We start from the raw sequence: 17740 nt of genomic DNA on the forward strand, positions 1-17740 counted from the left end.
GATGATTAGGCCGCGACTGCGGCGGATGTCACCCAGATGGGGGCTAGCTGTTCAATTTCAAGGGCTTGCACGGAGACGGCCGACGACCGCCTGGGCAGGCGGTCGTGGCGGGATGGCTCAGGGTTCGAGCAGCTCGATGCGGGCGATTTCTTCGGGGCGCAGCACGAAGCTGGCCTCGCCCTGCCCGGAGATGTTGCGGCGGATGATGATCTGGCCATCGGCGTTGATGCCGTTGAAGCGCCCTTCCGCCAGGCTGCCACGCTGGGTCTGCACGCGCATGGTGAGATTCTGGTAGTGGTTGGGGTTGTTCAACAGGCGCTCCAGGGAGAAGCGCAGGCGGCGATCGGCCGGGCGCGAGGGGCGCTCGGCAGGTGCGACCTCGGGCTCGGCGCCGGCGGTTTCGGCCTTGGCCTGCACGCTGGGCAGCGGCGGGAAGCGGTCGCCCTTGATGGCCCAGCCACGCAGGTCGCTGCGGGTGAACTGCAACGGCAGGTGCTGGGCGCTGCCGTCGATGCGCGCGTCCACTTCCAGCTCCAGTTCCCGTGCCGGCAGGCTTACCGCCGGGAGCCGCGCAAGTTCGACGTTGCGGGTGGCGAAACGGCGCTGCAGGTAGTCACGGGCGACATGCTGCAGGGTGTCCACGGAATCGTGGCGCAGGTCGACCTGGCCGTCCTGGTAGCGCAGGCGATCGGTGAACAGTTCGACCTCACCGCTGAGGGTGGTCTTGAACTGCGGCGGCAGCACCAGGTGGAAGGCACCGGCGAGCACGTTCGGGCCCTGGCGCTTGAGGTCCAGGTGCAGGGTGTAGCCCTTGGCCAGGCGTCGCGCTTCGGGCAGTTCCTGCTCCGGCAGCAGCCAGCTGATTTCCACTTCCGGCTTGCTGCCGGGGTCTTCGGGCAGCACGTCCAGGCGCAGCTCGCCTTCGGGTTGCTGCGCCAGGCGGATGCTCACCTCGCGCCGTGCGAAGAAGTCCTGGCCTTCACGCAGGCTCAACACGCCGTCGATGAGTTCCGCCTGTTGCGGCTGGAACGGCTGGCCGTTGAGTTCGCCACGCAGGTGGATGGCCAGTTCGCTGGGCTCCCGGCGTTCGCCCTTGAGCCATTCGAGGTTGACGATGGCGTGCAGGCGCTCGGGGTCGCTGTAGGCCAGCAGGGTCAGCCCGACGATCAGCGGGATGAAGCCGAGGGCAACGAGCATCACCGCCTTGCGCGCGGTGCGCCAGTGCGCGGCGATATAGCCGAGGGTGATTGGCGGCAACAGGCTGCCGATTCCCCACAGCAGGCTGGTACCGAAGGCGAGCATGACCAGCCAGACGAGACCGGCGAGGATCAGCAACAGCCCGCCGAGGATCAGTAGTGCATCCATCCAGGATTCCTTGATGCAGGACCGGGCGCATGGTGCCCGGCCACGGGTCAGGGTTCGTCGACCTTGAAGTGGGCACGGGCGGTGGCGATGGGCTCGGTCTGGTTGGTCTGCCAGGCGGTGATGGCGACGTTGGCGACGCGGCGCCCCTGTCGCCAGACCTGGCAGGTGGCGAAGGTGTCACGATAGTGCCCGGCGCGTAGGTAATCTATCGAGAAGTCGATGATTTTGGGCAAATGTGGGATGCCCATGAACATCAGCAGGTGGAGCATCGCGGCATGCTCCATGAAGCCGGCGATGACGCCGCCATGGATGGCCGGCAGGGTCGGGTTGCCGATGTTGTCCTTGTTGGCCGGCAGGCGGAACACCATGTCCTCTCCCAGGCGCAGGCATTCGATGCCCAGCAGCTTGGCGTAGGGGATCAGGCACACCAGCGAGTCGTAGTCGTTCTTGTCGTGGGCTTCGCGCACCAGGGCGTCGAGGTCGAGCTTCATTCCGCACCTCCCTTCTTCAGCTGGCTGGGCTTGCCCATGCGCATGAAGGCGCCGACCACGTGGGCGATGGGCTGTTCGGGGTCGTCCTGGTAGGCGTAGCCACGGGTGAAGATGACGTTCGGCGTGACGCGGTAGCACTCGGCAAAGCCGTAGACGTCCTTGTTCGGTTCGGCCGGGTGCATGTAGTCGATGCGCAGGTCGAGGGTCGGGCAGATCTCGAACTCGGGCAGCACACAGACGGTGGAGATGCCGCAGGTGGTGTCCATCAGGGTGGTGATGGCGCCGCCATGGATGACGCCGGTTTCCGGGTTGCCGATGATCTGCTCGCTGTAGGGCAGGCACAGGGTCAGGCCCTTGCTGTCGGCGCTCTGTACCCGCAGGCCGAGCACCTGGCAGTGGCGCAGCACCGAGAGGAAGCGCTGGGCGTTGTCGAGAATGGGGTTGTCGCTCATCCGGTGGTTCCATGGCGTTGGCGTGAAGGCGCGCATGATACCGCGCGGCCCGCCGCTGGGGCGATCCGGCTGAACTTCGAGGGCCAGGGAGGCTCGAAAGGTCGTCGTGCAACCACCAAGACCTAGGAGAATTCCCATGCACAAGTCCTATGCCTATGCGCTTCTGATCGCCACCAGCCTGGGCCTCGCCGCCTGCGACAAGCCGGCCGACGATAAGGCTGCGCAGCCGAGCGAAACCCCGCCCGCCGCCACCCAGCCGGCCCCCAGCGGTGCACCGCAGACCCCGGCACCGGCACCGACCCCGGCCGCCCCCACCACCGCTCCCGAGCCCGCTCCCCAGGGCGGCCAGCCCAGCGGCCAGCAGTAACCCCCGCTCTCCGCCAGCCCCTGCTACCCCGGGGGCTGGCGGCATACCGAGGAACTAAAGCGAAACGCCTGGGCTCCAAAACGGCACGAGGTGAAGCCACTCACCCGATCCATGTCGAACCAGGAGAAACACCGTGCGCAAGACCCTTTCCTATGCCCTGATGCTGGCCTTTACCCTGGGCCTGGCAGCCTGCGAAAAAACCCCGGAAGACAAGATGGAGTCGGCCAAGGAGTCGGCGTCCGAAGCGATGGACTCCCTGGGGGATGCCGCCAAGGAAAGTGGCGAGGCGGCCGAGCAGAAGGCCGATCAGCTCACCGGCCACGAACCTACCCCGGGCGAGAAGGCAGAAGATGCCGCCGACGATATCGGCGATGCCGTGGAAGGTGCCGGCGACGAAGCCAAGGACGCCATCGACGGCAAGTGAGCCGCGCAGCAATCGCCATAACGCAAAGGCCCGCATGATGCGGGCCTTCTTGTATCTGCGAGGTGCCTTCAGTGGCCGATGAACAGCGTGATCAAAGCACCGGGCTGAGCATCAGCAGCAGGCAGCAGACCAGCCCGACGACCCATACCAGGCTGCGCAGCAGGTGGATGTCGTTCCAGTAGAGGAACAGGTAGATCACCCTGGAGACGATGAACACCAACGCCAGCAGGTCGATCAGCCAGCCACGGGTGTCTGTGGTATGGGCCATCAGTACACCGGCGGCGAACAGCGGGAAGATTTCTAGGCTGTTGAGGTGCGCCCCCAGCGCGCGACCGCCGAAGCCGGTCAGACGGGATTGCTGAGCCCGGGGGTGGTGATTGTCATAGCCGCCACCCTCCTCCTTCATGGCCCTGGCCACGGGAATCTTGGCGATGTAGATCAGCAGGGCAGCGAAGAATACGCACCAGAACGGAATACTCATTCGTTTTTCTCCTTCGGCGGTTCCACCGCCTGTGTCGTCGGGGTGTACACCATCACCTCTAGCACAGCGGAGTGGAACTCGCGTCGGTACAGCACGAAAACCACACCCGCGGTGATCAGCATGAAGAACCAGGGATTGATGAACCAGGCGAGCATGGCCAGGCCGAAGTAGTAGCTGCGCAAGCCCAGGTTGAACTGGTTGGCGGCGAGGGAGATGACCCGCGCGGTGCGCGTGGCGAAGTCCTTGCGCTCCTGCTCGCCGACGTTGCGCTCGCCGATCATCGGCGCCGAGCCCACCAGCACGGCGGCGAAGTTGTACTGGCGCATGCACCAGCTGAAGGTGAAGAACGAGTAGACGAACACCACGGCGATGGCCAGCAGCTTGAGTTCGGACATGCCACGGCTGGCCGGCTCGACATAGGGCAGGTCGGCGAGGATCGAGACGGCGCGGTCGGTAGAGCCGAGCACGGTGAGCACGCCGGCGAGGATGATCAGGGTGCTGGAGGCGAAGAACGAGGCGTTTCGCTCGAGATTGCCGATCACGCTGGCGTCGGCGATGCGGTTGTCGCGCAGCAGCAGGCGGCGCATCCAGTCTTCGCGGTAGAGGTGCATGACGGAGGCGAGGCAAGGGGTGTCCCTGCCCTTCCAGGTGGCGTAGCGGGTGTAGCCGCCCCAGCAGAGGGTGAACCAGAGGATGGCCAGCAGGTTCCACAGGGCGTGGAAGTCGATCAGCTCGGAGATGTCGTTCATGGATGTCCTGCGCCGGTTCGTGGCCGGCTGGGGTCCGGGGAAATGGAAACGGCAGCTAACGCCACCAGGCCCCGTGGAAGACACCCCATGGTGACGATTGCGCGCCGCGAACCCATTTTCCTATGGACGCGGTGCCATGGCGACCATGAAAAAGGCCGCCCGAAGGCGGCCTCTGATGCAGCGTACGCTGGCTCAGGCCGGCGCGACGGCGGGACGGCCGGCCAGACGGTCGACGATGACGGCCAGTACCAGTACCACCAGCACCGGCAGCAGCCAGGCCAGGCTCTGGCTGGAGAGCGGCAGGTGCTCGATGAAGGACGGCACCAGCGACTTGAAGCCGGCGGCGCCCAGGCCATCGATGAGGCCGAAGAGCAGCGCGACCAGCATGGTGGGCACGAAAACGCGGCGCGACGACAGCCATAGGCGGTCGCACAGGCTCAGCGCCACCAGGACGATAGCCAGGGGGTACAAACCGACCAGCACGGGCACCGAGAAGGCGATCAGTTGGGTCAGCCCCTGGTTGGCCACCAGCAGGCTGAACGCGGCGAGCCCGAGCACCACGGTGCGGTAGGAGACCGGCAGGATGCGGCTGAAGAACTCGCCGCAGGCGGTGAGCAGGCCCACGGCGGTGGTCAGGCACGCCAGGGTGATGACCACGGCCAGCAGCAGGCTGCCGATGGTGCCGAAGGTGTGCTGCACGTAGGCGGTGAGGATCTGCACGCCGTTCTGGGCCTCACCGGCGATGCCCTGGCTGGTGGCGCCGAGGTAGAAGAGCGCGAGGTAGACAATGGCCAAGCCAGAGGCGGCGATGATGCCGGCGATGACCGAATAGCGGGTGACCAGGCCTGCGTCCTCGACGCCGTGGTCGCGGATGGCGGTGGCGATGACGATGCCGAATACCAGGGCGCCCAGGTGTCCATGGTCAGGTAGCCCTGCAGGAAGCCTTCGACCAGCGGCGCGGCCTGGTAGGCCTGCGAGGTGCTGCCGATGGGGCCCGCCGGCATGCTCAGGGTGGCGCCGCCGAGTACCAGGAGTGCCGCCAGCAGCACGGGGGTGATGAACTTGCCGATGCTGTTCGACCAGCTTGCCGGGGTTGAGGGCCAGGAACAGCACAGCTACGAAATACAGCGCGCTGTAGGTGAACAGAGCGATACCGCTTTCACCGGTGAAGGGCGCCACACCCATCTCGAAGGAGACCACGGCAGTACGCGGAGTGGCGAACAGGGGCCCTATGGCCAGGTACACGGCTACCGCGAAGGCCAGGCCGGCGGCCTTGCCGAGCGGCGCGGTCAGGCGGTCCATGCCGCCACCGACGCGCGCCGTGCGCCAGGGCGACCACGGTGAGCAGCGGGAGCCCGACCCCGGTGAGCAGGAAGCCCAGCGCGGCGCGCCAGACGTTGTCGCCTGCGGCCATGCCGGCGCTGGGCGGGAAGATGATGTTGCCGGCGCCGAGGAACAGCGCGAATGTCATGAAGCCGAGGGCCAGGAGGTCCGAGCCTTTCAAACGAGTCATAGGGGGGATACACAGGCAGAATTTCATAATTTCAGAGGGTTTCCCCGGGGTATGGGAAACGTCATCCATCCGTTTTGGGATCGACCATGGGTGCCCGTTACCTGCCCTTGTGGAGCCTCGGCGAGCTTGAGGGGTGCAAGACTAGCGATTTGTGCAGCGGACCGGCACTGACATGCATCAGCCTGTCGACTGGAATTAACTATCTGTCGCCTGGAGGACAGGCGCAGAACAAACACAAAGGCCACCCGAAGGTGGCCTTTGCTCAGTTCGGAAAGCCTTAGGCCTTCTTCACTTCCCAACCGGTCAGCTCGGCCAGGGCCTTGCCGATGTCAGCCAGGGAACGCACGGTCTTCACACCCGCGTCTTGCAGGGCAGCGAACTTCTCGTCCGCAGTGCCCTTGCCGCCGGAGATGATGGCGCCAGCGTGGCCCATGCGCTTGCCGGCCGGAGCGGTGACACCCGCAGGTAGGACACCACCGGCTTGGTCACGTTGGCCTTGATGAAGGCAGCGGCTTCTTCTTCAGCGGAACCGCCGATCTCACCGATCATGACGATCGCTTCGGTCTTCGGGTCTTCCTGGAACAGCTTCAGGATGTCGATGAAGTTGGAGCCCGGGATCGGGTCGCCACCGATGCCCACGCAGGTGGACTGGCCGAAGCCGGCGTCGGTGGTCTGCTTCACGGCTTCATAGGTCAGGGTGCCGGAACGCGACACGATGCCTACTTTGCCCGGCAGGTGGATGTGACCCGGCATGATGCCGATCTTGCACTCGCCGGGAGTGATCACGCCCGGGCAGTTGGCTTGATCAGGCGTACGCCCAGCTCGTCGCACTTGACCTTGGCTTCCAGCATGTCGATGGTCGGGATGCCTTCGGTGATGCAGACGATCAGCTTGATGCCGCCGAAAGCCGCTTCGAGGATGGAATCCTTGCAGAACGGAGCCGGAACGTAGATCACCGAAGCGTCAGCGCCGGTGGCTTCCACAGCTTCCTTGACGGTGTTGAACACCGGCAGGCCGAGGTGGGTGGTGCCGCCCTTGCCGGGGGTCACGCCGCCGACCATCTTGGTGCCGTAGGCGATGGCTTGTTCGGAGTGGAAGGTACCCTGCGAGCCGGTGAAGCCCTGGCAGATTACTTTGGTGTCTTTATTCGATCAGGACGCTCATTACTTACCCTCCGCGGCCTTGACGACCTGCTGGGCAGCGTCGGTCAGGCTGGTCGCAGCGATGATGTTCAGACCGCTTTCGGCCAGGACCTTGGCGCCGAGCTCGGCGTTGTTGCCTTCCAGGCGGACGACCACCGGGATCTTCACGCCGACTTCTTTCACTGCACCGATGATGCCTTCGGCAATCATGTCGCAACGAACGATACCGCCGAAGATGTTCACCAGAACGGCAGCGACGTTGCTGTCGGACAGGATGATCTTGAAGGCTTCGGTCACGCGCTCTTTGGTAGCACCGCCGCCGACGTCGAGGAAGTTGGCAGGCTTGCCACCGTGCAGGTTGACGATGTCCATGGTGCCCATGGCCAGGCCAGCGCCGTTGACCATGCAGCCGATGTTGCCTTCCAGCGCGACGTAGTTCAGTTCCCACTTCTGCGCATGGGCTTCACGAGCGTCGTCCTGGGACGGGTCGTGCATGGCGCGCAGCTTGGGCTGACGGTACATGGCGTTGCTGTCGATGTTGATCTTGGCGTCCAGGCAGTGCAGGTTGCCGTCGGCCTTGATCACCAGCGGGTTCACTTCCAGCAGGGCCAGGTCGTAGTCCTGGAACAGCTTGGCCAGGTTCACGAAGATGTGGGTGAACTGCTTGATCTGGTCGCCTTGCAGGCCCAGTTGGAAGGCCAGTTCACGACCCTGGTAAGGCTGAGCGCCGACCAGCGGGTCAACGGTGGCCTTGAGGATCTTCTCGGGGGTCTCGTGAGCGACTTTCTCGATGTCCACGCCACCTTCGGTGGACGCCATGAACACGATACGGCGGCTGGAACGGTCTACCACGGCGCCCAGGTACAGCTCCTTGGCGATATCGGTGCAGGACTCAACCAGGATCTTGGTGACCGGCTGGCCATTGGCGTCGGTCTGGTAGGTCACCAGGCGCTTGCCGAGCCAGTTGGCGGCGAACGCCTTGGCGTCGTCCTTGCTCTTGACCAGCTTTACGCCGCCCGCTTTACCGCGGCCGCCGGCGTGGACCTGGGCCTTGACGACCCACTCGCTGCCACCGATTTTTTCGCAGGCTTCTGCGGCTTCTTCCGGGGTGTCCACGGCGAAGCCCTTGGATACGGGCAGGCCGTATTCAGCGAACAGCTGCTTACCCTGATATTCGTGGAGATTCATGCTTGTCTACCGTCTTCGTTTGGGTATTGCCCATTCGGCGCTGCATTCGTGGTGCCGCGCCACCTGTGACTGCTTAAAGGCAGTCCGGCGGGCTTTCCGCGGTGAGCCCCTGGGGACTCACGACGGGTAGCCCGCCGTGGTTCTTCTTTCAGGAATCCGCTGGAGATGCCACGCACAGGCGCGGCATCACCGGCTGATTTCTCAACGCTTCTTGCGGTTGGCGATGTGGATCGCGTGGCCGTTTACGGCCAGGGCCGCTTCGTGCAGCGCTTCGGACAGGGTCGGGTGCGAGAAGACCATCATGCCCAGGTCTTCGGCGCTGGTGCCGAATTCCATGCCGATGGCGCCCTGCTGGACCAGTTCCGCAGCGCTTGGGCCGATCACGTGGACGCCCAGGACGCGGTCGGTCTTGGCATCGGCGATGACCTTGACCAGGCCGGTGGTGTCGTTGGCAGCCATGGCACGGCCGCTGGCCGCGAAGGGGAAGGTACCGATGTTGATTTCGACGCCTTCGGCCTTCAGGGACTGCTCGGTCTTGCCGACCCACGCGATTTCCGGGTGGGTGTAGATCACCGACGGGATCAGGTCGTAGTTCATCTGGGCTTTGTGGCCGGCGATACGCTCGGCGACCATGATGCCCTCTTCCGACGCCTTGTGAGCCAGCATGGCGCCACGGACCACGTCACCGATGGCGAAGACGCCCGGAACGCTGGTCTTGCAGTGGTCGTCGACATAGATGTAGCCACGCTCGTCGAGGGTTACACCGCTGTCGGCAGCCAGCAGCTCGGTGGTAACCGGACGACGGCCAACGGCAACGATCAGCTTGTCGAACACCTGCTTCTGCTCGCCTTCGGCGTCGGTGAAGCTGACGGTGACCTGCTTCTTCTTCACTTCGGAACCGGTGACGCGAGCGCCCAGGCGGATCTTCAGGCCTTGCTTGGTGAGGACCTTCAGGGCTTCCTTGGCGATCTGCTCGTCAGCGGCCGGCAGGAACTTGTCCAGGGCTTCGAGCACGGTGACTTCGGCGCCCAGGCGGGCCCAGACGGAACCCAGCTCGAGACCGATCACGCCAGCGCCGATAACGCCCAGCTTCTTCGGTACGGCCTGGAAGTCCAGGGCACCGGTGGAGTCGACGATGACGTCCTGGTCGACCGGGGCCGGCGGGATGTCGACCGGACGCGAGCCGGACGCGAGGATCACGTTCTCGGCCTGGACGATCTGGGTCTTGCCGTCGGAACCGGTGACTTCGACCTGCTTGTTGGCCAGCAGCTTGCCGTGGCCTTCCAGCAGGGTGACGCCGTTGGCCTTGAACAGGGTGCTTACACCGCCGGTCAGGTTCTTAACGATGCCGTTCTTGCGGGCGACCATGGCCGGTACGTCGATGCTGACGCCCTTGGCTTCGATGCCGTGGATTTTGAAGCCATCAACGGCCTCGTGGTACTTGTAGGAGCTGTCCAGCAGCGCCTTCGACGGAATGCAGCCGACGTTCAGGCAGGTACCGCCCAGGGCGATCTTGCCGTCCTTGTCCTGGTATTTCTCGATGCAGGCGGTTTTCAGGCCGAGCTGGGCCGCCTTGATGGCCGCAACGTAACCGCCGGGGCCCGCACCAATCACTACCACGTCGAATTTCTGGGTCATAACGTTCTCCTAAGCCTCGAGCTTCAAGCGGCAAGCCACAGGCCGGGCTGCGATGTTCTGCAGCTTGCGGCGTGTGGCTTGCAACTGATTTAGATGTCCAGCAGCAGACGAGCCGGATCTTCCAGCAGGTTCTTGATGGTCACCAGGAAGCTGACGGCTTCCTTGCCATCGATCAGACGGTGATCGTAGGACAGAGCCAGGTACATCATCGGGCGGATGACCACTTGGCCGTTGATGGCCATGGGACGCTGGATGATGTTGTGCATGCCGAGGATGGCGGCCTGCGGCGGGTTGACGATCGGGGTCGACATCATCGAACCGAAGGTGCCGCCGTTGGTGATGGTGAAGGTGCCACCGGTCATCTCGTCGATGGACAGCTTGCCGTCACGGGCCTTCTTGCCGAAGGTGGCGATGCCGTTCTCGACTTCGGCCAGGCTCATCAGCTCGGCGTTGCGCAGGACCGGAACCACCAGGCCACGGTCGCTGGAAACGGCTACGCCGATGTCCTGGTAGCCGTGGTAGACGATGTCGTTGCCGTCGATCGAGGCGTTGACGGCCGGGAAGCGCTTCAGCGCCTCGACGGACGCCTTGACGAAGAAGGACATGAAGCCCAGGCGCACGCCGTTGTGGGTCTTCTCGAACAGGTCCTTGTACTTCGAACGCAGGGCCATGACTTCGGTCATGTCGACTTCGTTGAAGGTGGTCAGCATGGCCATGGTGGACTGTGCTTCGACCAGGCGCTCGGCGACCTTGGCACGCAGGCGGGTCATCGGGACGCGCTTCTCGACGCGGTCACCCGCGGCGAAGACCGGGGCCTCGGCGGCCGGAGCGGCAGCCTTGGCAGCCGGGGCGGCGGCCGGAGCGGATTTCTTCGCTTCGACGGCAGCTACCACGTCTTCCTTGGTCACGCGACCGCCTTTGCCGGTGCCGGCGATGCTGTTCGGGTCGATGCCGTTCTCTTCGGCCAGCTTGCGAGCGGCCGGGGAGAGGATGGCGTCGTCACCACCAGCAGCAGCAGCCGGAGCGGCGGCCTGGGCAGCGGCAGCCGGGGCTGCAGCGGCGGCAGGAGCAGCGCTGGCGGCGCCACCTTCGGTCAGTTTGCCCAGCAGTTCGCCGCTGAGGACGGTGTCGCCCTCGTTCTTGACGATTTCAGCCAGCACGCCGTCGGCTTCGGCCAGTACTTCAAGCACTACCTTGTCGGTCTCGATGTCGACGATCAGCTCGTCACGCTTGACGGCCTCGCCCGGCTTCTTGTGCCAGGTAGCCACGGTGCCGTCGGCAACCGATTCCGGGAATGTAGGGGCTTTGATCTCGATAGCCATTTGTATGGGTTCCTATCTAATTCGGTTTCTTCTGCACGAAGGCGTTAAACAGTAAAGGCATCTTGCAGCAGTTTTTCCTGCTGCTCGGCGTGCATCGAGGCATAGCCGCAGGCCGGAGAGGCCGAGGCGTCACGCCCGGCGTACTCGAGGAACAGGCCTTTGTTGTGGGCTGCCGCGACACGACGCATGTGATGCTGGCTGCAGTACCAGGCGCCCTGGTTCATCGGCTCTTCCTGGCACCAGACGATGTGCTTGAGGTTCTTGTACTGGGCAAGAACTTCGGCCAGGTCGTCTTCCGGGAACGGGTACAGCTGCTCGATACGCACGATGGCGATGTCTTCACGGCCTTCGGCACGACGTTTTTCCAGCAGGTCGTAGTAGACCTTGCCGCTGCACAGCACCAGACGCTCGACTTTCTTCGGATCGATCGAGTCGATCTCGTTGATCACGGTCTGGAACGAGCCTTCGGCCAGATCTTCCAGGGTCGAAATGGCGAGCTTGTGGCGCAGCAGGGACTTGGGCGTCAATACGACCAACGGCTTGCGCAGCGGACGGATCACCTGGCGACGCAGCAGATGGTAGATCTGCGCCGGGGTGGTCGGCATGCACACCTGGATGTTGTGCTCGGCGCACAGCTGCAGGTAACGCTCCAGGCGCGCGGAGGAGTGCTCCGGGCCCTGCCCTTCGTAGCCGTGCGGTAGCAGCATGGTCAGGCCGCAGAGACGACCCCACTTGTGCTCGCCACTGGTGATGAACTGGTCGATCACCACCTGGGCGCCGTTGGCGAAGTCACCGAACTGGGCTTCCCAGATCACCAGCGCGTTGGGCGTGGTGGTGGAGTAGCCATACTCGAATGCCAGTACGGCTTCCTCGGAGAGGTAGGAGTCGTACAGCTCGAAGCTCGGCTGTTTGTCGAACAGGTTCTGCAGGGGCAGGTAGGTACCGGCATCCTTCTGGTTGTGCAGCGCCGCATGGCGGTGCGAGAAGGTGCCGCGACCCACGTCCTGGCCGGTGATGCGAACCGGGTGGCCTTCGAACAGCAGAGTGGCGTAGGCCATGGTTTCGGCGTAGCCCCAGTTGATCGGCAGGCCGCCGGCGCCCATCTTCTGGCGGTCTTCGAGGATCTTCGAGACCTGACGCTGGACGACGAAGCCTTCCGGGATCTCCAGCAGCTTGGCGGAGAGCTCCTGCAGGGTCTTGAGCTCGAAACGGGTGTCGTGGCGAGCGGTCCAGGTGTGACCCAGGTAGGGACGCCAGTCGACGAAGAGCTCCTTGTTGGGCTCTTTGACCAGGCTCTTGACCACGTGCTGACCGTTGTCCAGGGCGGTGCGGTACTCGTCGATCTTGGCCTGCACGCGATCGTCGTCCAGCACGCTGGATTGGATCAGGGCATCGGCATAGAGCTCGCGAGTGGTGCGCTGCTTGGCGATCTGCTGGTACATCAGCGGCTGGGTGCCGCTCGGCTCGTCGGCCTCGTTGTGACCGCGACGGCGGTAACAGACCAGGTCGATGACCACGTCACGCTTGAACTGCATGCGGTAGTCGACGGCCAACTGGGTCACGAAGAGCACGGCTTCCGGGTCGTCGCCGTTCACGTGGAAGATCGGCGCCTGGATCATCTTCGCGACGTCGGTGGCGTACTCGGTGGAGCGCGAGTCGTCCTGACGGCTGGTGGTGAAACCGACCTGGTTGTTGATGACGATGTGCACGGTACCGCCGGTGCGGTAGCCGCGGGTCTGCGACATCTGGAAGGTTTCCATGACCACGCCCTGGCCCGCGAAGGCGGCGTCGCCGTGGATGGAGATCGGCAGTACCTTGTCGCCGGCCTTGTCCTGGCGGCGATCCTGACGGGCACGAACGGACCCCTCGACTACCGGGGAGACGATCTCCAGGTGGGACGGGTTGAACGCGAGCGCCAGGTGGACTTCACCACCCGCGGTCATGACGTTGGAGGAGAAACCCTGGTGGTACTTCACGTCACCGGAGGACAGGCCTTCGACCTTCTTGCCTTCGAACTCGTCGAACAGGTCGCGCGGGTTCTTGCCGAAGGTGTTGACCAGTACGTTGAGGCGACCGCGGTGGGCCATGCCGATGACGATTTCCTTGGTGCCGTAGGAGCCGGAACGCTGGATGATCTCGTCCAGCATCGGAATCAGGCTTTCGCCGCCTTCCAGGCCGAAACGCTTGGTGCCCGGGTACTTGGTGCCCAGGTACTTTTCCAGGCCTTCGGCCGCAGTCAGGCGCTCGAGCAGGTGGCTCTGCACTTCGGCGGAGAACGCCGGGCGGCCACGCACGCTTTCCAGGCGCTGCTGGAACCACTTGCGCTGGTCGGAATCGACGATGTGGGTGAACTCGGCACCGATGGTGCGGCAGTAGGTCTGCTGCAGCGACTGATGGATCTCGCGCAGGGTCGCCTCTTCCTTGCCGATGTAAAGCTCACCGGTACGGAAGGTGGTGTCGAGGTCGGCATCGGTCAGGCCGTAATGGTTGATCGACAGATCGGCCGGCACCTTGCGCTGCCAGAGGCCGAGGGGGTCGAGCGTCGCCGCCTGATGGCCGCGCATGCGGTAGGCCTGGATCAGACGCAGGACTTCGACCTGCTTCTTCTCGTGCTCGCTGCTTACGCTGCCAGCCGATACGGGCTGCGCGCGGCGCTGGTTCTTGGCGAGCAGGACGAAGTGGTCGCGAACAGTAGAATGCGATACGTCGGTGGCGGTGTTACCGTCGGCCGGCAACTTCTGGAAGTAGGTGCGCCACTCTTCGGGCACAGCGTTGGGATCGTGCAGGTAAAGCTCATAGAGCTCTTCCACATATGCAGCGTTGCCACCGGATAGGTGGGCGCTGTTCCACATGCGCTGCATTACGCTTTCTTGCATGCTTGGTCACCCTCGGTAAGGGGACACCACCGGCGTGGAATCAGCATCGTGGCTTCAATAGTCCTGGCACAGCGACTCGGTAAAGCCACCAAGGATCCCGCAGATAGTCCGGGCACCAGCCCGGTTGCCCCTGCTGGTCATCTATATATTTTCAAGTAAGGACCGCCGCTTTGTGAGCTGCTGTCCTGGTTTACTGCTGCGCCGGTAGCAAACCGGCGCCGCAGGTATTACGGGTAAAGCATGAAGCGCATCAAGTACCGCTTTGCAGCAGCATGTGACGTACGTGACCGATCGCCTTGGTCGGGTTCAGACCCTTGGGGCAAACGCTCACGCAGTTCATGATGCCGCGGCAGCGGAACACGCTGAACGGATCGTCCAGCGCGGCCAGACGCTCTTCGGTCTTGTTGTCGCGGCTGTCGGCCAGGAAACGATAGGCCTGCAGAAGCGCAGCGGGACCGAGGAACTTGTCCGGGTTCCACCAGAAGGACGGGCAGGAGGTCGAGCAGCAGGCGCACAGGATGCACTCGTACAGACCGTCCAGCTTCTCGCGCTCTTCCGGCGACTGCAGACGCTCGATCGCCGGGGCGGGCGTGTCGTTCTGCAGGAAGGGTTTAACCTTCTCGTATTGCTTGTAGAAGATGCTCATATCAACGACGAGGTCACGGATGACCGGCAGGCCGGGCAGCGGGCGGATCACCAGCTTGCCGCCCTTGAGGCCGGCAGCGGAGATCGGCGTGATGCAGGCCAGGCCGTTCTTGCCGTTGATGTTCATACCGTCGGAACCGCAGACGCCTTCACGGCAGGAACGACGGTAGGAGAAACCTTCGTCCTGTTCCTTGATCAGGGCCAGCACGTCCAGGACCATGATGTCCTTGCCGCCGGTGTCGACCTGGAAGTCCTGCATGAAGGGTGCAGCGTCCTGGTCCGGGTTGTAGCGATAAACGCTGACTTTCAGAATGTTGGCTTGCGACATATCAGCCACCCTTAATAAGTACGTACTTTGGGTTCAAACGCAGGAACGGTCTTCGGCGCGAAGTTGACGTCGCGCTTGGTGACGCGCTTCTCACCCGGGTAGTACAGGGTGTGGCACAGCCAGTTCTCGTCATCACGCTCTTCGAAGTCTTCGCGGGCATGCGCGCCACGGGATTCCTTGCGGACCTCCGCTGCGATCGCAGTTGCTTCGGCCACTTCGAGAAGGTTCTGCAGTTCCAGTGCTTCGATACGTGCGGTGTTGAAGGCCTGGCTCTTGTCGGCGATCTTGACGTTGGCGATACGCTCGCGCAGGTCGGCCAACTGGGCGATGCCCTTCTGCATGTACTCGCCGGTGCGGAATACACCGAAGTAGTTCTGCATGCAGTTCTGCAGTTCTTTACGCAGCGGAGCCACGTCTTCGCCGCTGCTGCGCTCGTTGACGCCGGACAGGCGCTTGAGCGACAGCTCCAGGTCGGTTTCCGAAGCACCACGGTGCTCGATACCTTCCTTGAGGGCTTTTTCCAGGTGCAGACCGGCGGCGCGACCGAATACCACCAGGTCGAGCAGCGAGTTGCCGCCCAGGCGGTTGGCACCGTGTACCGACACGCAGGCGACTTCGCCGACCGCGAACAGGCCATCGATGATGATGTCCTTGCCGCTGGCATCCTGGGTGATGGCCTGGCCATGAATGTTGGTGGCAACGCCGCCCATCATGTAGTGACAGGTCGGGATCACCGGTACCGGAGCGACGACGGGGTCGACGTGAGCGAAGGTCTTCGACAGTTCGCAGATACCCGGCAGGCGGCTGTGCAGCACTTCCTCGCCCAGGTGGTCGAGCTTCAGCAGTACGTGGTCCTTGTCCGGGCCACAGCCGTTGCCGGCCAGTACTTCCTTGACCATGGAGCGGGCGACCACGTCGCGGCCGGCCAGGTCCTTGGCGTTCGGAGCGTAACGCTCCATGAAGCGCTCGCCATGGGCGTTGATCAGGTAGCCACCCTCACCACGGCAGCCTTCGGTCACGAGGACGCCGGCGCCGGCGATACCGGTCGGGTGGAACTGCCACATCTCGATGTCCTGCACCGGCACACCGGCACGCAGTGCCATGCCGATACCGTCACCGGTGTTGATCAGGGCGTTGGTGGTGGACGCATAGATGCGGCCAGCGCCACCGGTGGCCAGGACCACGGCCTTGGAGCGGATGTAGACGGTCTCGCCGGTCTCGATGCAGATGGCGATGATGCCGACCACGGCGCCATCCTGGTTCTTCACCAGGTCGACGGCGTACCACTCGTTGAGGAACGAGGTGCCGTTCTTCAGGTTGGCCTGGTACAGGGTGTGCAGCAGGGCATGACCGGTACGGTCGGCGGCAGCGCAGGTACGCGCAGCCTGGCCACCCTTGCCGAAGTCCTTGGACTGGCCACCGAACGGACGCTGGTAGATGCGGCCTTGCTCGGTACGGGAGAACGGCAGGCCCATGTGCTCCAGCTCGAACACGGCTTCCGGGCCGACGGAGCACATGTATTCGATCGCGTCCTGGTCACCGATGTAGTCGGAGCCCTTGACGGTGTCGTACATGTGCCAGCGCCAATCGTCGTTCGGGTCGGCCGAAGCGATGGCGCAGGTGATGCCGCCCTGAGCGGAAACGGTGTGCGAGCGGGTCGGGAAGACCTTGGTGACCACGGCAGTCTTGTGGCCGCCTTGAGCCAGTTGCAGCGCAGCACGCATGCCGGCGCCGCCGCCACCAACGATGATGGCGTCGTAGGAAAGAGTACGAATGCTAGACATGGATCAGATACCCCACAGAATCTGCACGCCCCAGACGAAGTACGCGAACATGGTGATGCCGCAGACCGCCTGGAACAGGAAACGCACAACGGTTGCCCACTTGCCCAGCGCCATCGGCGTCAGGTAGTCAGTGGAGATGGTCCACATGCCAACCCAGGCATGTACACCGAGTGCAACCAGCCCGAGGAGGCTGAAGATGCGCATCCAGTTCTGGGAGAACAGACCATGCCAGTCAGCATAGGTCAGGCCGGGATTCGCTACGAGGTAGCCCAGCAGGAAAAGGAAATAAGCCGCGAGAACGACTGCAGAAACGCGCTGAGCCATCCAGTCATAGAGGCCCGAACGCGAGAAGTTCGTGACATTGGTTACCATACCCACACCCCCGCCAGCACGATCAGCACCGCGGAAATCGCGATGACGATTTTCGAGCCCAGCTTGCCGCCCTCGAGCGTCTCGCCGACACCCACATCCATTACCAGGTGGCGCACACCGGCAACCAGGTGGTAAAGCAATGCGGACAGCAGGCCCCAAATCACAAACTTGGCCAGCGGACTGGTCAGGCACGCCTTCACCTCACCGAAGCCTTCCTCGGATGCCAGCGACTTGCCGAGCGCATAAAGCAGCACAGCAATACCGACGAAAAGGATGACACCGGAAATACGGTGGAGAATGGACGTGTAAGCAGTGATTGGGAGTTTGATGGTCCTGAGATCTAGGTTTACAGGTCGTTGGCTATTCACGGCTGTTTTTTCACACTGAGGCCCCTAACAATCAGGGCAAGTTGTCGGGAAGTGCACTGGTCAGGTACCCCTCACCAAAGGAGTGCCGACCACCAGAATACGGGCTTCAAGGCCCCTGGCAGTCGGGCGCTGAGTATAGACAGTTAGCTGACTAATGACAACGGAAAGGCCTCCCCCTAAGAGCGGATTGCGCTCCTTATATAAAAGGCGTAAATAGCGCCCTTTTTCCGCGAAA

Annotated in this window: 15 protein-coding genes and 2 pseudogenes; 2 read left to right on the top strand and 15 right to left on the bottom strand. The window is 63.5% G+C overall.

Annotation, left to right across the window (positions count from 1 at the left end; all coding sequences use genetic code 11):
- Positions 1-117: 117 nt before the first annotated feature.
- Genes ACXI0U_RS13735 through ACXI0U_RS13745 form a run of 3 tightly spaced genes read right to left on the bottom strand, consistent with a single transcriptional unit; the run spans position 118 to position 2308 of the window.
- The gene (locus ACXI0U_RS13735; RefSeq protein WP_374981575.1) at positions 118-1365 is read right to left on the bottom strand and encodes an MFS transporter; all 1248 of its coding nucleotides are present in this window, start codon (positions 1363-1365) and stop codon (positions 118-120) included.
- A 47-nt stretch (positions 1366-1412) separates the two neighbouring features.
- Positions 1413-1856 (bottom strand): PaaI family thioesterase, encoded by a 444-nt coding sequence (locus ACXI0U_RS13740; protein WP_021216861.1) that lies wholly within the window; start codon positions 1854-1856, stop codon positions 1413-1415.
- Positions 1853-2308: a PaaI family thioesterase gene (locus tag ACXI0U_RS13745; RefSeq protein WP_479550405.1), complete on the bottom strand. Its 456-nt coding sequence runs from the start codon at positions 2306-2308 to the stop codon at positions 1853-1855. The genes ACXI0U_RS13740 and ACXI0U_RS13745 overlap by 4 nt, the downstream gene beginning before the upstream one ends.
- Before the next feature lie 136 nt (positions 2309-2444).
- Between ACXI0U_RS13745 and ACXI0U_RS13750 the strand changes: the two genes are divergently transcribed.
- A complete protein-coding gene (locus tag ACXI0U_RS13750) occupies positions 2445-2675 on the top strand; it encodes a hypothetical protein (RefSeq protein ID WP_184490808.1) in 231 nt (76 codons plus the stop codon).
- Between the two features lie 133 nt (positions 2676-2808).
- On the top strand, positions 2809-3099 hold the full coding sequence (locus ACXI0U_RS13755) for a hypothetical protein (protein WP_479550406.1): 291 nt from the start codon (positions 2809-2811) through the stop codon (positions 3097-3099).
- Positions 3100-3190: 91 nt separating this feature from the next.
- Here the strand turns inward: ACXI0U_RS13755 and ACXI0U_RS13760 are convergent, their stop codons facing one another.
- The 12 genes and pseudogenes from ACXI0U_RS13760 to sdhC form a co-directional block, all read right to left on the bottom strand.
- Complete coding sequence (locus ACXI0U_RS13760) at positions 3191-3580, bottom strand: MAPEG family protein (protein WP_021216857.1); 390 nt, start codon at positions 3578-3580, stop codon at positions 3191-3193.
- Positions 3577-4329, bottom strand: a complete 753-nt coding sequence (locus ACXI0U_RS13765) for a DUF599 domain-containing protein (RefSeq protein WP_021216856.1) — start codon at positions 4327-4329, stop codon at positions 3577-3579. The genes ACXI0U_RS13760 and ACXI0U_RS13765 overlap by 4 nt, the downstream gene beginning before the upstream one ends.
- Positions 4330-4521: 192 nt before the next feature.
- Positions 4522-5842: pseudogene (gene brnQ, locus ACXI0U_RS13770) on the bottom strand (branched-chain amino acid transport system II carrier protein).
- A 277-nt stretch (positions 5843-6119) separates the two neighbouring features.
- Positions 6120-7006, bottom strand: a pseudogene (sucD, locus tag ACXI0U_RS13775) (succinate--CoA ligase subunit alpha).
- Positions 7006-8172, bottom strand: coding sequence for an ADP-forming succinate--CoA ligase subunit beta (gene sucC / locus ACXI0U_RS13780; RefSeq protein ID WP_021216853.1), 1167 nt, complete (start codon positions 8170-8172; stop codon positions 7006-7008). Before sucC ends, sucD begins: the two are co-directional and overlap by 1 nt.
- Before the next feature lie 201 nt (positions 8173-8373).
- Positions 8374-9810, bottom strand: a complete 1437-nt coding sequence (gene lpdA / locus ACXI0U_RS13785) for a dihydrolipoyl dehydrogenase (protein WP_271658322.1) — start codon at positions 9808-9810, stop codon at positions 8374-8376.
- A gap of 89 nt (positions 9811-9899) precedes the next feature.
- Entirely contained in the window at positions 9900-11132 is a 1233-nt protein-coding gene (odhB, locus tag ACXI0U_RS13790) for a 2-oxoglutarate dehydrogenase complex dihydrolipoyllysine-residue succinyltransferase (protein WP_316927339.1), read from the bottom strand.
- A 44-nt stretch (positions 11133-11176) separates the two neighbouring features.
- On the bottom strand, positions 11177-14008 hold the full coding sequence (locus ACXI0U_RS13795; RefSeq protein WP_031286835.1) for a 2-oxoglutarate dehydrogenase E1 component: 2832 nt from the start codon (positions 14006-14008) through the stop codon (positions 11177-11179).
- Positions 14009-14258: 250 nt separating this feature from the next.
- On the bottom strand, positions 14259-14966 hold the full coding sequence (locus ACXI0U_RS13800) for a succinate dehydrogenase iron-sulfur subunit (RefSeq protein ID WP_031286833.1): 708 nt from the start codon (positions 14964-14966) through the stop codon (positions 14259-14261).
- Positions 14967-14992: 26 nt separating this feature from the next.
- Entirely contained in the window at positions 14993-16765 is a 1773-nt protein-coding gene (gene sdhA, locus ACXI0U_RS13805) for a succinate dehydrogenase flavoprotein subunit (protein ID WP_031286831.1), read from the bottom strand.
- A gap of 3 nt (positions 16766-16768) precedes the next feature.
- Positions 16769-17137: a succinate dehydrogenase, hydrophobic membrane anchor protein gene (sdhD, locus tag ACXI0U_RS13810; protein WP_021216847.1), complete on the bottom strand. Its 369-nt coding sequence runs from the start codon at positions 17135-17137 to the stop codon at positions 16769-16771.
- Positions 17131-17505 (bottom strand): succinate dehydrogenase, cytochrome b556 subunit, encoded by a 375-nt coding sequence (sdhC, locus tag ACXI0U_RS13815; RefSeq protein ID WP_081711608.1) that lies wholly within the window; start codon positions 17503-17505, stop codon positions 17131-17133. The genes sdhD and sdhC overlap by 7 nt, the downstream gene beginning before the upstream one ends.
- Positions 17506-17740 lie beyond the last annotated feature (235 nt).

It is taken from the genome of Pseudomonas sp. C9D1 (assembly GCF_056491235.1).

Excerpts from the sequence above, each read along its gene's own strand:
- ACXI0U_RS13750 (WP_184490808.1), top strand. The coding sequence starts at position 2,445 with ATGCACAAGTCCTATGCCTATGCGCTTCTGATCGCCACCAGCCTGGGC.
- lpdA (WP_271658322.1), bottom strand. The coding sequence starts at position 9,810 with ATGACCCAGAAATTCGACGTGGTAGTGATTGGTGCGGGCCCCGGCGGT.
- odhB (WP_316927339.1), bottom strand. The coding sequence starts at position 11,132 with ATGGCTATCGAGATCAAAGCCCCTACATTCCCGGAATCGGTTGCCGAC.
- ACXI0U_RS13735 (WP_374981575.1), bottom strand. The coding sequence starts at position 1,365 with ATGGATGCACTACTGATCCTCGGCGGGCTGTTGCTGATCCTCGCCGGT.
- ACXI0U_RS13740 (WP_021216861.1), bottom strand. The coding sequence starts at position 1,856 with ATGAAGCTCGACCTCGACGCCCTGGTGCGCGAAGCCCACGACAAGAAC.
- ACXI0U_RS13760 (WP_021216857.1), bottom strand. The coding sequence starts at position 3,580 with ATGAGTATTCCGTTCTGGTGCGTATTCTTCGCTGCCCTGCTGATCTAC.
- ACXI0U_RS13745 (WP_479550405.1), bottom strand. The coding sequence starts at position 2,308 with ATGAGCGACAACCCCATTCTCGACAACGCCCAGCGCTTCCTCTCGGTG.
- sdhA (WP_031286831.1), bottom strand. The coding sequence starts at position 16,765 with ATGTCTAGCATTCGTACTCTTTCCTACGACGCCATCATCGTTGGTGGC.
- ACXI0U_RS13795 (WP_031286835.1), bottom strand. The coding sequence starts at position 14,008 with ATGCAAGAAAGCGTAATGCAGCGCATGTGGAACAGCGCCCACCTATCC.
- ACXI0U_RS13765 (WP_021216856.1), bottom strand. The coding sequence starts at position 4,329 with ATGAACGACATCTCCGAGCTGATCGACTTCCACGCCCTGTGGAACCTG.
- sdhD (WP_021216847.1), bottom strand. The coding sequence starts at position 17,137 with ATGGTAACCAATGTCACGAACTTCTCGCGTTCGGGCCTCTATGACTGG.
- sucC (WP_021216853.1), bottom strand. The coding sequence starts at position 8,172 with ATGAATCTCCACGAATATCAGGGTAAGCAGCTGTTCGCTGAATACGGC.